The organism is Pseudomonas sp. P4_B4, assembly GCF_056402255.1.
Window position 1 is genome coordinate 45,933 of record NZ_JBFUHS010000030.1, and the last position, 15,425, is coordinate 61,357.

12 protein-coding genes are annotated in these 15,425 nt (G+C 59.2%); 4 read left to right on the forward strand and 8 right to left on the reverse strand.

Annotated features, from left to right (window positions below; translation table 11 throughout):
- Nucleotides 1–144: 144 nt before the first annotated feature.
- Both AC1DVE_RS24950 and AC1DVE_RS24955 read right to left on the reverse strand, forming a co-directional pair.
- Entirely contained in the window at nt 145–852 is a 708-nt protein-coding gene (locus AC1DVE_RS24950; RefSeq protein WP_223460398.1) for a 3'-5' exonuclease, read from the reverse strand.
- Nucleotides 849–2,789 (reverse strand): putative nucleotidyltransferase substrate binding domain-containing protein, encoded by a 1,941-nt coding sequence (locus AC1DVE_RS24955; RefSeq protein ID WP_223460396.1) that lies wholly within the window; start codon nt 2,787–2,789, stop codon nt 849–851. The genes AC1DVE_RS24950 and AC1DVE_RS24955 overlap by 4 nt, the downstream gene beginning before the upstream one ends.
- A 253-nt stretch (nt 2,790–3,042) precedes the next feature.
- On the opposite strand from AC1DVE_RS24955, the gene AC1DVE_RS24960 reads away from it, so the two are divergent.
- Nucleotides 3,043–3,501 carry a response regulator gene (locus tag AC1DVE_RS24960; protein WP_223460395.1) on the forward strand — a complete coding sequence of 153 codons (459 nt, stop codon included), beginning with the start codon at nt 3,043–3,045 and terminating at the stop codon, nt 3,499–3,501.
- Nucleotides 3,502–3,862: 361 nt separating this feature from the next.
- Entirely contained in the window at nt 3,863–4,774 is a 912-nt protein-coding gene (locus tag AC1DVE_RS24965; protein WP_223460393.1) for an EamA family transporter, read from the forward strand.
- A gap of 74 nt (nt 4,775–4,848) precedes the next feature.
- Here the strand turns inward: AC1DVE_RS24965 and AC1DVE_RS24970 are convergent, their stop codons facing one another.
- A complete protein-coding gene (locus AC1DVE_RS24970) occupies nt 4,849–7,038 on the reverse strand; it encodes a malate synthase G (protein WP_223460391.1) in 2,190 nt (729 codons plus the stop codon).
- Nucleotides 7,039–7,621: 583 nt separating this feature from the next.
- On the opposite strand from AC1DVE_RS24970, the gene AC1DVE_RS24975 reads away from it, so the two are divergent.
- Nucleotides 7,622–8,140 (forward strand): glycine cleavage system transcriptional repressor, encoded by a 519-nt coding sequence (locus AC1DVE_RS24975; RefSeq protein WP_223460390.1) that lies wholly within the window; start codon nt 7,622–7,624, stop codon nt 8,138–8,140.
- 215 nt (nt 8,141–8,355) lie between these two features.
- Here the strand turns inward: AC1DVE_RS24975 and rarD are convergent, their stop codons facing one another.
- The 5 genes from rarD to AC1DVE_RS25000 form a co-directional block, all read right to left on the reverse strand.
- Nucleotides 8,356–9,243, reverse strand: coding sequence for an EamA family transporter RarD (gene rarD / locus AC1DVE_RS24980; RefSeq protein ID WP_223460387.1), 888 nt, complete (start codon nt 9,241–9,243; stop codon nt 8,356–8,358).
- Nucleotides 9,244–9,447: 204 nt separating this feature from the next.
- Nucleotides 9,448–10,422: a serine/threonine protein kinase gene (locus AC1DVE_RS24985; protein ID WP_008048240.1), complete on the reverse strand. Its 975-nt coding sequence runs from the start codon at nt 10,420–10,422 to the stop codon at nt 9,448–9,450.
- Between the two features lie 208 nt (nt 10,423–10,630).
- Nucleotides 10,631–12,532 carry a PhoX family protein gene (locus AC1DVE_RS24990; RefSeq protein ID WP_223460385.1) on the reverse strand — a complete coding sequence of 634 codons (1,902 nt, stop codon included), beginning with the start codon at nt 12,530–12,532 and terminating at the stop codon, nt 10,631–10,633.
- A 67-nt stretch (nt 12,533–12,599) separates the two neighbouring features.
- Nucleotides 12,600–13,364, reverse strand: coding sequence for a TOBE domain-containing protein (locus tag AC1DVE_RS24995; protein ID WP_223460383.1), 765 nt, complete (start codon nt 13,362–13,364; stop codon nt 12,600–12,602).
- A gap of 63 nt (nt 13,365–13,427) precedes the next feature.
- On the reverse strand, nt 13,428–14,168 hold the full coding sequence (locus AC1DVE_RS25000) for a ComF family protein (RefSeq protein WP_477784275.1): 741 nt from the start codon (nt 14,166–14,168) through the stop codon (nt 13,428–13,430).
- 93 nt (nt 14,169–14,261) lie between these two features.
- Between AC1DVE_RS25000 and bioB the strand changes: the two genes are divergently transcribed.
- A complete protein-coding gene (gene bioB / locus AC1DVE_RS25005; RefSeq protein ID WP_223460379.1) occupies nt 14,262–15,317 on the forward strand; it encodes a biotin synthase BioB in 1,056 nt (351 codons plus the stop codon).
- The last annotated feature ends 108 nt before the right edge of the window (nt 15,318–15,425 follow it).

Sequence of the window (15,425 nt, forward strand, 5' to 3'; positions counted from 1 at the left end):
GTTGGTCGGGTGGGAATTTGGTGACGGCCCCTGTAGGAGCGAGCCTGCTCGCKAAAAATTATCTGACACCTCGGTCTTGCCAGAAAACGTGTCACCCTTGACGATTTTCGCGAGCAGGCTCGCTCCTACAGGGGTGCGTATAGGTCAGAAGGACGGCGCCTGCTGCCGGCGTTTCCACTGATTCAAGCGCTGTTGCAGATTCAACGGGCTATGAATCTGCTGCTGCCGCGCACGGCTGAACAGGATCAGCATCAGTTCGGCGGTGGCCAGGGCGTCGGCGCTGGCGTGGTGGCGCTCGAAGACTTCGAGCTTGAACCAGTCGATCCAGTCGTCCAGCCCGGCCTCGCGAATGTGCGCCTGGGGGCATAGCAGCGGCGCAATGTCCGCCACGTCCAGAAGCGGATGCTGCAATTTGAAACCCAGGTGATCTTTCAGCGCACGGCCGAGCATGTGCTGGTCAAACGGCGCGTGGAAGGCCAGCACCGGACTGTCGCCGAGGTACTCCATCAGGTCGAGCAGTGCTTCTGCCGGGTCGCTGCCCGCCGCAATGGCGCTGGGGCCAATGCCATGGATCAGCACGCTGGGGCCGAGTTTCACTTGCGGATATTGCAGGGTGCGTTCGAACTGCTGGCGAAAGTCGATGGCCCCGTCCTCGATCACTACCGCGCCAATGGACAACACGTGGTCCTTGTTCAGGTTCAAGCCGGTGGTTTCCAGATCGAGCACTACCCAGCGCTGCTCGCGCAGGCTGCAATCAGCCAGGTCGGCAGCCGTCGGTAATTGCTCCAGCCGATGTTGCAGGTGGGCTGGCAGGGTGGGGCTCGCCGGGCGCAGCCACGAAAACAGGCTCATAACTGATACCGCAAAGTCAGGCTGCTTTGCAGGCGTTGTGCCTGGCGCAGGGACTCACGCAGGATGCGCCGGTCCAGATGATTGAGGCTGTCGGGATCGACCCGATTTGAGTAAGGAAAATTCTCCCGGGTCTGCAGTTGATGTTGCTGCATGCGGGTTTGCTGGATGAAGTGATAGGCCTCTTCGTACGCGGCGCCGTCCAGGGGGTCGATGACCTCCTTGTCGACCAACTGGCGAAAACGCTCCAGCGTGTTGTTCGCTTCGATACCGTGGACCAGGGCCAGCAACCGGGCGCCGTCGACAAAGGGTGCCAGGCCCTGAATCTTCAAGTCCAGGGTGGCCTTCTCACCATTTTTGCGCGCCAGCACGAACTCGCGGAAACGCCCTACGGGCGGGCGATTGCGCAGCGCATTCTCGGCCATCATGCGCTGGAACAAACGGTTGTCGCCGACCTGATCGAGAATGCCCCGACGCAACTGCTCGCAGCCTTGGTCGCTGCCCCAGACCACGCGCAAATCGAAATAGATGCTCGAACCCAGCAGGTTCTCCGGGGTTGCCTCGCGGATAAACGCCGCAAAGCGCCGCGCCCATTCGGCCCGGGACAGGCACAGCTCGGGGTTGCCGGCCATGATATTGCCCTTGCACAAGGTGAAGCCGCACAGCGCCAGGCTCTGGTTGATCTGCTGGGCAATGGGCAGCAGCTTGCCGCGAATCTCGGCGGCATGGGCCGCGTCCCTGGCTTCGAACAAAATGCCGTTGTCCTGATCGGTGTGCAGGGTCTGCTCGCGACGGCCTTCACTGCCGAAACACAGCCAACTGAACGGCACGCCGGGGTCGCCTTTTTCGGCGAGGGTCAGTTCGATCACCCGGCACACAGTGTGGTCGTTGAGCAAGGTGATGATGTGGGTGATCTGCGTCGAAGACGCGCCGTGGGCCAGCATGCGCTCGACCAGTTGACCGATTTCGCCCCGCAGCGCCACCAGGTTTTCCACTTTCTGGGCATTGCGGATAGTGCGCGCCAGGTGCACCAGGTCGACCCGTTGCAGGGAAAACAGATCGCGCTCGGAAACCACGCCGCACAAGCGTTGGTCCTTGACCAGACAGACATGGGCGATGTGACGCTCGGTCATGGCAATCGCCGCGTCGAATGCACTGTGATCCGGCGACAGGAAAAACGGTGCCCGGGTCATGTGCCCTTCGATGGCTTCGTTGAAATCACTGCTGCCGTTGGCCACGGTCTGACGCAGGTCGCGCAGGGTGAAAATCCCCAGTGGCGCCTTGTGTTCGTCGACCACCACGATGCTGCCGACTTGCTGGTCATGCATCAACGTCACGGCTTCGCGCAACGGCGTCTGCGGGCCGCACGTTACCGGGTGGCGCATGGCCAATTCGCCCAGTCGGGTATTGAGCGAATATTGGGTGCCCAGGGTTTCCACGGCTTTTTGCTGCACTTGCTGGTTGACCTGATCCAGCAGGCTGCTGACGCAGCGCAGGGCGAAGTTGCGGAAGGTGTCCGATAGCGAAAACAGGCGGATGAACGCCGGCTTGTTCAGTTGCAGGCAGAAGGTGTCCTCGCCGGCCAGGTGCTCGGTGCGGGTCGCCCGTTCACCCAGCAACGCCGCGAGGGGGAAACACTCGCCGGTGGTGATCTCGAAGACCGTTTCGGTGCCACCTTTTGCCGTGTGCGGACGCTCGCCCACGACTCGGCCTTGCTTGACGATATAGAAGTGCTCGACCGGGCCGTCGGCGGGTTTGATGATGCTCTCGCCGGGGGCGTAAAAACGCAGCTGACATTGCTCAACCAGATACGCCAGGTGAGCGTGTTCCATTTGGTTGAAGGGCGGGAAGCGCTGAAGGAATTGCAACGTGCCCTGGATGTTCTGCAACACCGCGGTTTTCCCTGCCTGTGTGAAGGCGTCCGCTTTACTCATAACCATTACCGCAGTCTTTTTTGAATTGTTGTAGTCGGATGACCCAGACATGGTCGACCCCTGTGGCCGGGGTGCCCATTGGACGTAAGTCTAGGTAGGCAATCAGGGTGATGGAATGTCGGAAAAACCTTACGCAACTGCGAGAAAAACCGCTCTATTCTGCTATTGGAAAAATATCCGACGAAGTGCACATTGGTGGTCTGCTCAGCGATGTCTCAGCACTGTGCAAGGGAAATGAATTGAACCTATAGGGAAAGCCATGTCCGACCACGATATTTTGAGTGACGCCGAGCGCGAAGCGCTCAGTGCCGTCATGCTGGAGCCTGACCTGCCGCTGCAACGGGTGCTGATCGTCGACGACGATAAAGGCGCCCGGAAGCTGCTGTCAGAGATCCTTGCGTTAGAGGGCATTCGCTGCCTGACGGCGGCCAGTGGCGAAGCGGCACTCAAGATCCTGGTGACCGAGGCAGAGATCAAAAAGCCCTCGATCGGTTTACTTATCACCGATCTGCGGATGGGCGGCGTTGACGGTTTGGAACTGATCCGTCAGGTACGCGAATCGGTAAGGGCGGCATTGCCGATCATCATTGTCTCGGGTGACGCCGACGTGAAGGATGCGATCGCCGCAATGCATTTGAGCGTGGTGGACTTTCTGCTCAAGCCGATCGATGCCAGTCATCTGCTGACACTGGTAAAACGTGAATTGGGCATTAAATAACTGGACTCCTGTAATTGTTAGTTGCAGGTTCGAGTTGTTTTTGTGAATTTAACTTGTAATTAAGTTTATCTAGTTGGTCTGCGAAAAAGCTACTCACAAATAGCTTGTTTCTTCTTTCGATTAATCAGATATCGTTCGGTTCTTGAAAACCAACGCAGGCATCTATTTGATGTTGTACTTGGTTTAATAAAATCTGTCGTAGCACTATCCAGGTTACCAGTTTGGCACTCCGCTTTTTAGTGGCTTGAGTATGCCGATGGTCGTCGTGTATTCAGTCTGCGGCTAGTTCCTGCGGATAAAATACCGACAAAGGTCATTACTCTTCCTGGATTGTGTGGTTGTGTGTCGCAATGAGGACGATATGATAAAGAAAATTGAATTTCGCGATCTTGTACTTATTATCGGTGTGACAGTCATGTGGGGCAGCAATTTTACGGTCATTGATATCAGTCTTGACGGTATCGATCCGTTCATACTGACAGCGTTGCGCTTTACTTTTTGTGCATTACCACTGGTGTTCTTCATCCCGAAACCAAAAGGTGTCAGTACTTTTGTAACTATCGTCTACGGTTTGTTGTTTGGTATCGGAATGTGTTGGCTGATGAACTACGGCATGTTTCTTGGCGTCAGTGCCGGCGTGACATCTTTGCTCTTGCAGTTCAGTGCTTTTTTCACGGTCATCTGGGGAGTACTGCTGTTTGGCGAGAAAATGACGGCAATACAAGTGGCCGGCATTCTCATGGCGTTGGTGGGGCTGATGTTCATTACTCATGTAACACACGGTGATGCCGAAAGCTTTGGGCTTTTTCTGGTACTGCTCGGCGCATTGTTCTGGAGTCTTTGCAATGTGCTGGTCAAGAGAAGCAAAGTGGCTGATATATTTTCCTTTGTCGTTTGGTCGAGTCTGTATGCAACACCGCCTCTATATCTGATGACTTACTGGGTCAAGGGCGCAGCCCCTTTCCAGTCGTTGCTAACGGACATAACTGCTCCAGTGCTGGCATCTGTCCTGTTCCAGGCCTATGTGGCGACGGTATTCGGGTATTGGGTGTGGAACCGAATGATTGAGAAGTATCCGGCGAGCCAGGTTGCACCGTTGTCAGTAATTGTTCCGATATCGGGTATCTTGACCTCGTGGTATGTACTCGACGAACCCATTAGTGGCGAAAAGCTGTTTGCGCTCATCATCACGGTCCTTGGAATTGCCTTGTTCATGAATGCATCGAGAATAGGCCGCCACATCGCTGCAAACGCGTTGCGTTTCAGGAGATAGTTCTGCATTTGCAGGACGCAGAAACAAAAATCCCCCGGCTTTTCAACCGAGGGATTGCTGTGGAGGGAGCTGGTTTACAACCCGTTCTTCGCCTTGAACTCGCGACGACGACGGTGCAGGACCGGCTCGGTGTAGCCATTCGGCTGCTTCGTGCCTTCAACCACCAGTTCGACCGCCGCCTGGAAGGCGATGTTACTGTCGAAGTTCGGGGCCAGAGGACGGTACAGCGCGTCGCCGGCGTTCTGCCGGTCAACCACCGGCGCCATGCGCTTGAGGCTTTCCATGACCTGGTCTTCGGTGACGATACCGTGACGCAGCCAGTTGGCGATGTGCTGGCTGGAAATACGCAGCGTTGCACGGTCTTCCATCAGGCCGACGTCGTTGATGTCAGGCACTTTCGAACAACCAACGCCCTGGTCGATCCAGCGCACAACATAACCAAGAATGCCCTGTGAGTTGTTGTCCAGTTCGTTCTTGATCTGTTCGGCGGTCCACTGCGGGTTCACCGCCAGCGGGATGGTCAGGATGTCGTCCACCGAAGCGTGGGCACGTTTGGCCAGTTCGGCCTGACGGGCGAACACGTCAACCTTGTGGTAGTGCAGCGCGTGCAGGGCAGCAGCGGTCGGCGATGGTACCCAGGCGGTGTTGGCACCAGCCATCGGGTGAGCGATTTTTTGTTCGAGCATCGCTGCCATCAGGTCAGGCATGGCCCACATGCCTTTACCGATCTGTGCGCGACCTTGCAGGCCGGTGCTCAGGCCGATATCGACGTTGGAGTTCTCGTAGGCGCCGATCCATTTTTCCGCCTTCATGTCCGCCTTGCGCACCATCGGGCCGGCTTCCATGGAGGTGTGGATTTCATCGCCAGTGCGGTCGAGGAAACCGGTGTTGATGAACACTACACGCTCACTCGCTGCCTTGATGCAGGCCTTGAGGTTGATCGTGGTACGACGCTCCTCGTCCATGATCCCGACTTTGAGGGTGTTGCGTGGTAGGCCCAGCACGTCTTCGATGCGACCGAACAGCTCGTTGGTGAACGCCGCTTCTTCCGGGCCGTGCATCTTCGGCTTCACGATGTAGATAGAGCCGGTGCGGGTGTTTTTGCGCGACGTGTTGCCGTTCAGGTTGTGCATCGATGCCAGGCAAGTGACCAGGCCATCGAGAATGCCTTCCGGCACTTCGTTGCCTTGACTGTCAAGGATCGCGTCGATGGTCATCAGGTGACCGACGTTACGCACGAACAGCAACGAACGACCGTGCAGGCTCAGTTCACTGCCATTGACAGCGGTGTAGGTGCGGTCGGCGTTCATGGTGCGGGTAAAGGTCTGACCGCCCTTGGCGACGTCTTCCGACAGATCGCCCTTCATCAGGCCGAGCCAGTTGCGGTAGATCACCACTTTGTCATCGGCATCGACGGCGGCGACCGAGTCTTCGCAGTCCATGATGGTGGTCAGCGCGGCTTCCATCAGGATGTCTTTGACGCCGGCCGCGTCGGTCTGGCCGACCGGGGTGCTGGCGTCGACCTGGATTTCGAAATGCAGGCCGTTGTTTTTCAGCAGGATCGCGGTCGGTGCAGCGACATCGCCTTGGAAGCCGATCAATTGCGCATCGTTGCGCAGGCCGGTGTTGCTGCCACCTTTAAGGGCGACCACCAGTTTGCCGTCGACGATCTTGTAGCCGGTGGAGTCGACGTGGGAGCCGGCCGCCAAAGGCGCCGCTTCGTCGAGGAAGGCACGGGCGAAGGCGATGACTTTGTCGCCGCGAACCTTGTTGTAGCCTTTGCCTTTTTCCGCGCCGTCGGCTTCGCTGATGGCGTCGGTGCCGTAGAGCGCGTCGTACAGCGAGCCCCAGCGGGCGTTCGAGGCATTGAGCGCGAAGCGCGCGTTCATGACCGGTACCACGAGCTGTGGGCCGGCCATGCGGGCGATTTCGTCATCGACGTTTTGTGTCGTTGCCTGGAAATCGGCCGCTTCTGGCAGCAGATAACCGATCTCTTGCAGGAAGGCTTTATAGGCCTTCGGGTCGTGCGCCTGGGTTGACCCAAGAGCTTGGCGGGATTGGTGCCAGCCATCGATACGAGCCTGGAAATCATCGCGTTTGGCGAGTAGGGCTTTGTTCTTCGGCGCCAGGTCATGGATGACCTTGTCGGCACCGGCCCAGAACTTATCGGCGGTGAGGCCGGTACCGGGAATGGCTTCGTTGTTCACGAAGTCGAACAGGACTTTGGCGACCTGCAGGCCACCGACTTGAACGTGTTCAGTCATTGCTTGCCTCACTCTGCTCAGCTATTTCGCTTTTCAGCTCTTCAAATTAACAATGAAGCCGTTGGCCATTTAAACCACAAACCCGTCTACCAGTACATGCCCATGACAGGCGGCTGGGTTGGGACCAATCAACGGCTTGGGGCCTTGCTGACAGGGCTTTCAGGGTTGCGAACGTGCCTGCGGCAGACATCGATCCAACGTTATGTAGTGCGCGCTGCGGCATACTACATGATGAATTGCGGTTGTGAAAATTAGACTAATTACGTCGTTCTGCGACCCCATGACGCATTGCGGTCACGTCGGGGAGTGTGATGTTCTCAAAAAACCATTGGATTGTTCCAGTTAAATATAAAAAGTTGTACACATTGTCTTTGGCGCTCTGCTATGGAGCGTCTGTTTTTGTGGCGAGGGGGCTTGCCCCCGTTGAGTGGCGAAGCCGCTCCCGTGCATGTACTACGAAAAATTACATCCGCTCATTTTGCGACTGCTGCGCAGCCGAACGGGGGCAAGCCCCCTCGCCACAATGTTCCCCTTGCCTATACTTGGTTCTCTATAACAAAAGTCATGACTAGAGGGCTGCGCCATGGACCACCTCGTACTCACTGTTTTTGCTCCGGACAAGCCAGGGCAAGTCGAGCGCATTGCCCAATGCATTGCCGAGCACGGCGGCAACTGGCTGGAAAGCCGCATGTCGCGCATGGCGGGACAGTTCGCCGGGATTCTTCGAGTGGGGGTGCCGGCCGAGGCCTACGACGAATTGGTCGATGCCCTGCAGGGCTTGTCTACCCAGGGCATTCGCGTGTTGATCGCTGAAAGCGGCATTGAACAATCCTGCACCTGGAAACCGATTGCCATGGAACTGGTGGGCAATGATCGTCCGGGGATCGTGCGTGATATCACGCGCTTGTTGAGCGAGCAGGGGGTGAATCTGGAGCGGCTGGTCACCGAAGTGCGTCCGGCACCGATGAGCAGCGAGCCGTTGTTCCATGCCGAAGCGATTCTTGCGGTCCCGCTGACCCTGTCGCTGGACGTGCTGCAGTCGCGCCTGGAAACCCTGGCTGACGACCTTATGGTCGAATTGGTGCTGCGCAGTGAACCCTGATCAGGTTATCCAAGTTAAACGTGCACCGGCCTGTGGATAACCTGTAGAGACACCCCGCCAGGCCACGCCGACCGCGGTTCTCCAGGATCTGATCAAAAAACCAGCAGTTTCAGATACTTGCGCACAAACGGCGGGGATCACGCTGTGGATAACCTTGGGGAGGATCGATGCAGGCCACGGGGGGCGTGGCCTGTAGAGTTTTGTGCGTTTTTTGATCAGCTGCGGCGGCGCAAACTTATCCACGCATCGACGCTGTAAACCGCCAGGCCGGCCCAGATAAACATGAACGCTACCAAGGTGCTGGACGACAGGTGCTCGCCAAACAGCAGGACCGCTTGCAGCAGCACCAGTGTCGGTGCCAGGTACTGGAGAAACCCCAGTGTCGTGTAGGGCATATGCCGTGCAGCAGCGTTGAAGCAGACCAGCGGCACCAGTGTGATCGGGCCGGCGGCGACCAGCCACCAGGCTTGGGAAGTGGTCCAGAATTCGGCCTGGGCGCTACTGGCCGTCGGATTGAGCAGTAACCAGCCGAGGGCAATCGGCACCAGCATCCAGGTTTCCACCACCAGCCCCGGCAGCGCCTTGACTGGCGCCTGCTTGCGAATCAGGCCATAGAAACCGAAGGTCAGTGCCAGCACCAGTGAAACCCACGGCAGGCTGCCGACTTGCCAGACCTGTTGCGCCACACCGACAGCCGCCAGACCGACGGCAATCCATTGCATGCGCCGCAGCCGTTCGCCAAGAATCAGCATGCCCAGCAATACGTTCACCAACGGGTTGATGTAGTAACCGAGGCTGGCCTCCAGCATGCGGCCGTTGTTCACCGACCAGACGTAGGTCAGCCAGTTGGCCGCGATCAGCGCACCGCTCAGGGCCAGGATCGCCAGCCGCCGAGGGTTTTCCCGCAGTTCGCGCCACCAGCCGGGATGCTTCCAGACCATCAGCAACAAGGCGCCGAACAGCGCCGACCACAGTACCCGGTGGATGATGATTTCCACGGCGGGCACACTGGCGATGGCTTTGAAGTAGAGGGGGAAAAGCCCCCAGATGATGTAGGCACTCAGGCCTAGAATGTACCCGCGACGCGGGTTGGCGGCTTGCATGCAGAATCCTTGCTTAGGCAGCTAACAAAGAAGGGATTGTAAGGAGATTTGTCTGCGAATGTCCTGACTGAATAGGTTGGGTATTTGTGAACACAGTACCTGTGGGAGCGGGCTTGCTCGCGAAAGCATAGTGTCAGTCAGCACAAGGGTTGAATGTCAGTCCGCTTTCGCGAGCAAGCCCGCTCCCACAGGATTCAGGGTGGGTCAGAAGAGCTTCAGTGGCTCTTCGTTGAGCGCCGCCAGTTGTTCGCGCAACGCCAGCACCTGATCACCCCAGTAACGCTCGGTGCCGAACCACGGGAAACTGCGGGGGAATGCAGGATCGTCCCAGCGGCGGGCGAGCCAGGCGCTGTAGTGCATCAGGCGCAAGGCGCGCAACGGTTCGATCAGCGCCAGTTCACGCGGGTCGAAGTCGTGGAATTCGTTGTAGCCGTCCATCAGTTCCGACAACTGGCTCAGGCAATCCTGACGATCGCCGGCGAGCATCATCCAGATGTCCTGCACCGCCGGGCCCATGCGGCAGTCGTCGAGGTCGACGATATGGAACATCTCGTCGCGGCACATCATGTTGCCGGGGTGGCAGTCACCGTGCATGCGAATGTTCTGGTGCGGCGTGTTGCTGTAGGCATCTTCCACGCGCTTGAGCAGATCGCGGGCCACCGATTCGTAGGCCGGCAGCAGGCTGCGGGGAATGAAGTTGCCGTCGAGCAACGTGGCCAGCGAGTCATGGCCGAAATTTTTCACCGCCAGCGCTTCACGGTGCTCGAACGGCCGGGTCGAGCCGACCGCATGCAGGCGTCCAAGTAACTGGCCCAGGCGATACAGCTGGTCGAGGTTGCCCGGCTCCGGCGCGCGGCCGCCACGGCGGGGGAACAGGGTGAAACGGAAACCGTTGTGTTCGTGCAGGGTTTCACCGTTGTGGATCAACGGCGCCACGACCGGCACCTCGCAGTCGGCGAGTTCGGCGGTGAATTGGTGCTCTTCCAGAATCGCCTCGTTGCTCCAGCGTTGTGGCCGGTAGAACTTGGCGATCAGCGGCTCGGCGTCTTCGATACCGACCTGATAGACGCGGTTCTCGTAGCTGTTGAGGGCCAGGATGCGTGCGTCGCTGAGAAAGCCGATGCTTTCTACGGCATCGAGCACGAGGTCTGGTGTGAGKGTTTCAAACGGGTGGGCCATGCTGACTCCTGCGCGCAGCAGGCTGCTGCGTCCGGCCAGGCATGGTAGCGCAGACGGGCGCTCTTTAGGGGCAGGGTTGCGAGATGTGTTGCTCGGGCTGGCGCCTTCGCGAGCAGGCTCGCTCCCACAAGTGATCTCCTGTGTGTCACAGATCGTGTTCACTCGGAAAACCCCATGTGGGAGCGAGCCTGCTCGCGATGGCGATTAATCAGGCGCCGACGACCCCGCCATCTTCCCGGGTAATCGCCATCACCGAAGACCGCGGCTTGCCATTGGGCAGGTGCTCGGGAAAGGTCGAACCGCCGTTTTCACCCGGATGCTGAATCCCGACAAACAGGGTTTTCTGATCAGGCGAGAAGCTGATCCCCGTCACTTCACAACCTACCGGGCCAACCATGAAGCGGCGAATCTCGCCGGTTACCGGGTCGGCACAGAGCATCTGGTTGTTGCCCATGCCGGCAAAGTCTCCGGCGTTGCTCGAATCGCCGTCGGTGAGAATCCACAAGCGTCCGGCCTTGTCGAAGCCCAAACCGTCCGGGCTGTTGAACATGTTTTGCAGCGTGATATTCGACGATCCGCCTTTTGGTGTACCGGCGTGAACCCCCGGATTACCGGCGACGACGAACAGGTCCCAGGCAAATGTTTTCGAGCCGTGATCGTCACGCTCGGTGCGCCAGCGCAGGATCTGGCCGTAGACGTTCTTCTCGCGCGGGTTCGGCCCGCCCACCGGTTGCCCGTCTTCGCCGCGTTTGGCGTTGTTGGTCAGCGTGCAGTAAACCTGACCATCCTTGGGGCTGACCACGATCCACTCCGGGCGGTCCATGCGCGTGGCTTTCACCACGCTGGCGGCGAGACGCGCGTGAATCAAAACTTCGGCCTGATCGGCAAAACCGCTGCTGGCGTCGATGCCGTTCTTACCGTGGGTCAGTTCGATCCATTCACCCTGGCCTTTCGGGTGATCGGTGCTGCCGTCGCCCGCATCGAAACGCGCCACGTACAGGGTGCCGTGGTCGAGAATGTCGCGGTTGGCCTTGGGGTTCTTGTGGTCGATCTTGTCGCGGCTGACGAATTTGTAGATGAACTCCCCGCGCTCATCGTCGCCCATGTACACCACGGCATGACCGTCGCCGGTTTCGGCCAAGGCGGCGTTTTCGTGTTTGAAGCGGCCAAGGGCCGTGCGTTTGACCGGCGTCGACTTCGGATCGAACGGATCGATCTCCACCACCCAGCCGTGACGGTTGAGTTCGTTGGGGGTCTTCGCCAAGTCGAAGCGCTCGTCGTGCGGGTGCCAGTTGATCTCTTTGCTGGTGGCCACCACGCCGTAGCGTTTTTGCGCCGGGTCGAATTTCTGCTCGGCGTTGCTGCTGCCGAAGCAGTCGGTGAAGTTTTCTTCACAGGTCAGATAGGTGCCCCACGGCGTCTTGCCGTTGGCGCAGTTCTGGAAGGTGCCGAGGACGTTCTTGCCGTGCGGATCTGCGCTGGTTTTCAGCAGGGCATGTCCGGCGGCCGGGCCGCTCAGGGTGATGGGTGCGTTGCCGTGAATGCGGCGGTTGTAGCGCGAGCCCTGGACGAATTGCCATTGGCCGTTCTTGCGCTGCACTTCAATCACCGACACACCTTCGCAGGCCAGCGCCTTGCGCACTTCTTCCGCTGACTGCGGCATGCCGCCGTGGGCGTAGAGGTAGCGGTAGTTGGTGTATTCGTTGTTGATCGCCATCAGCGCCCGGTCTTTTTCGCCGGGAAATTCGAACAGGCTCATGCCGTCGTTGTTGTCGCCGAACTGGGCTTCCTGATGTTCGGCGCTGCCGTTGCCGCTCGGGTCGAACGCCGGGCCGTCCTTGTGCAGAGGCTGACCCCAGCTGATCAGCACCGAGGACTTGTAGCCAGCTGGCAGGGTGATGGAATCGCTGGTGGCGGCGGCAATGCTGTCGAAGCCCAGCAACTGGCTGTTGCCGGCGCTGACGCTGGCGGCCATCACGCTGCGGCTCAGCAGGTTGCCGCCGAGGAACATCGCCGCGCCGCACAGGGCACCTGCGCTGATGAAGCCGCGACGGCTGAGGCCGACCATGTTTTCGAGATCGGTGGACTGGTTTTCTTCTAATAGGCTCATTTCAGGCTCCCTGCGGTTTGTGCAGACACCTTAATGAAGAGTAATGAACCTTTTGTTGCAGTTTTGTTTAAAGCGGCGTGCCCAGCAGAACCCTGGACGGCGAAAACTCCACGCGCACCGGTTTGCCGGACGTCAGCCCCAATGCCTGCAGATGCCTCGGTTCGGCCAATGCGCACAGCATCAGGCCGTTGGGCAGGGTGATGCGCACTTCGCAGGGGCCATCGTCGGCGTCGAGAATTTTTTCGATGATGCCCCTGAGGCAATTGTGTCCAGGGGTTTCGACGGAGTTGATTTCCAGCACGTCGAGCCAGCCGGCCTTGATCAATGCCACGACTTCGCTGCCGATTTGCAGCTCCAGGCGCTCGGTGCTGTCGTGGGTGATCTGCGCGTCGACGATCACGCCTTCGGCGACTTTCAGGCGAATCAGGTCGTTGCGCCCCTGAGTTTCAATCGCCACCACCTTGCCGTGCAACTGGTTGCGCGCGCTGGTGCGCAGCATCAGACGCCCTAGCAGGTCGAGGTCACTCGCGTCTTCAGCGGCTTCCAGCACCTGGGCCTGCAAGGCTTGCAGCTTCTGGTACAGCCGCAATACTCGCTCCCCCTCGTTGGACAGGCGCGCACCGCCGCCGCCCTTGCCGCCGACGATCCGCTCCACCAGCGGCTTCTGCGCCAGGTTGTTCAGCTCATCAATCGCATCCCAGGCGGCCTTGTAGCTCAGGCCCGCGCTTTTTGCCGCGCGGGTGATCGAGCCTTGTTCGGCGATGTGCTGCAGCAGGGCGATGCGCTGCGGACGGCGGACAATGTGCTGGGACAACAAGGTTGGCAAAGACATGACAAGTCGCTTTGGGTGGTGACGATGGTGAGGACGTTGGCCGCTTGGGCCGCGTGAGTCAAGTCAGGGTGTCTCGCCGGGTTTGGGCGTACGGGCCAGGCAATAGACGTCGACCCTCGCCGCACCGGCGTCCATCAGCAGGCGAGCCAGGGCCTGGGCCGTGGCACCGGTGGTCAGTACGTCGTCGACCAGGGCCGGGTGCAGGCCTTTGACGACGGCGCCGGGTGCCAGGGCGAAAGCGTTGCACAGGTTTTTTCGGCGGGCTTCGGCGTTCAAGGCCTGTTGGGCGTCGGTGTCTTGGGTGCGTAGCAGCAACCGTTCGTCGCAAGGGATATCGAGACTCGCACTCAACCAGCGAGCCAGCATCGCCGCCTGATTGAACCCGCGCTGGCGCAGGCGTCGGTTGGCCAGCGGCACCGGGATCAGCGCATCGGGGCGCTGCAGATCGTCTTCGAAGCGATGTTGCAGGTATTGAACGAGAAGTTCGGCGAGCAGGCGGCCAAACGGCCACTTGGCGTTGTGTTTGAAGCGGGTAATCAGGCTGTCTACCGGGAAGCTGTAGGTCCAGGGGACAATCACTTGTTCGAAGGCCGGTGGCTGCTTCAAGCAATGGCCGCAGGTCAGGCCCGCGGCCGGGAGCGGCAGGGCGCAGGTCATGCAATGATCGCCGAGCCAAGGCAACTCGGTTTCGCAGGCCGTGCAGACAGGAGGGGTGCCGTCGGCCGTTTCATCGCACAAGAGACATGATTGTTTGTTTTTTAACCAGATGTAAACCTGTCCTTCGTATCGTGGTTGACAGCGCATCGCTCTTCCTTAAATATGCCGAAACAACTGTGAGGCGGCTGTGACATTCCATTACCCAGCCGCATGCCAAAGCATAATTCAAAGGAAACGCCCATGAGTGCCAGCACCACTGCAACCCTGCGTCATGACTGGACTTTGGCCGAAGTCAAAGCACTCTTCGTTCAGCCATTCAATGACCTGCTGTTCCAGGCGCAGACGGTGCACCGTGCGCATTTCGACGCCAACCGCGTCCAGGTGTCGACCCTGTTGTCGATCAAAACCGGCGCCTGCCCGGAAGATTGCAAATATTGTCCGCAGTCCGGTCACTACAACACCGGCCTGGAAAAAGAAAAACTGATGGAGGTGCAGAAGGTCCTCGAAGAGGCCGCTCGTGCCAAGGCCATCGGCTCAACCCGCTTCTGCATGGGCGCGGCGTGGAAGCACCCGTCGGCCAAGGACATGCCGTACGTGTTGAAGATGGTCGAAGGCGTGAAGGCCATGGGCCTGGAAACCTGCATGACCCTCGGTCGCCTGGATCAGGAGCAGACCGAAGCGCTGGCCAAGGCCGGCCTCGACTACTACAACCACAACCTCGATACGTCGCCGGAGTTCTACGGCAGCATCATCACCACCCGCACCTACAGCGAGCGCCTGCAAACCCTGGCGTATGTGCGTGAATCGGGGATGAAGATCTGCTCCGGCGGCATTCTTGGCATGGGCGAGTCGCTGGACGACCGCGCCAACCTGCTGATCCAGCTGGCCAACCTGCCGGAGCATCCGGAGTCGGTGCCGATCAACATGCTGGTGAAAGTCGCCGGTACACCGCTGGAAAATGCTGACGACGTCGACCCGTTCGACTTCATCCGCATGCTCGCCGTCGCGCGCATCCTGATGCCGCAATCCCACGTGCGCCTGTCCGCTGGCCGCGAAGCCATGAACGAGCAGATGCAGGCCCTGGCGTTCTTCGCCGGTGCCAACTCGATTTTCTACGGCGACAAACTGCTGACCACCGCCAACCCGCAGGCCGACAAGGACATGCAACTGTTCTCGCGTCTGGGTATCCTGCCGGAAGCCAGCGAAGAGCACGCCGACGAGGTGCATCAGGCAGCTATCGAGCAGGCGCTGGTGGAGCAGAAGAGCAGCGAGCAGTTCTATAACGCGGCGGTTTAAATTCAGCATTTATTCCTCTGAAGGAATGCAAAACCCCCTGTGGGAGCGGGCTTGCTCCGGGCGGCGATCCGACGAAGGCGTCGTGTCAGTCGACATCAATGTTGAATG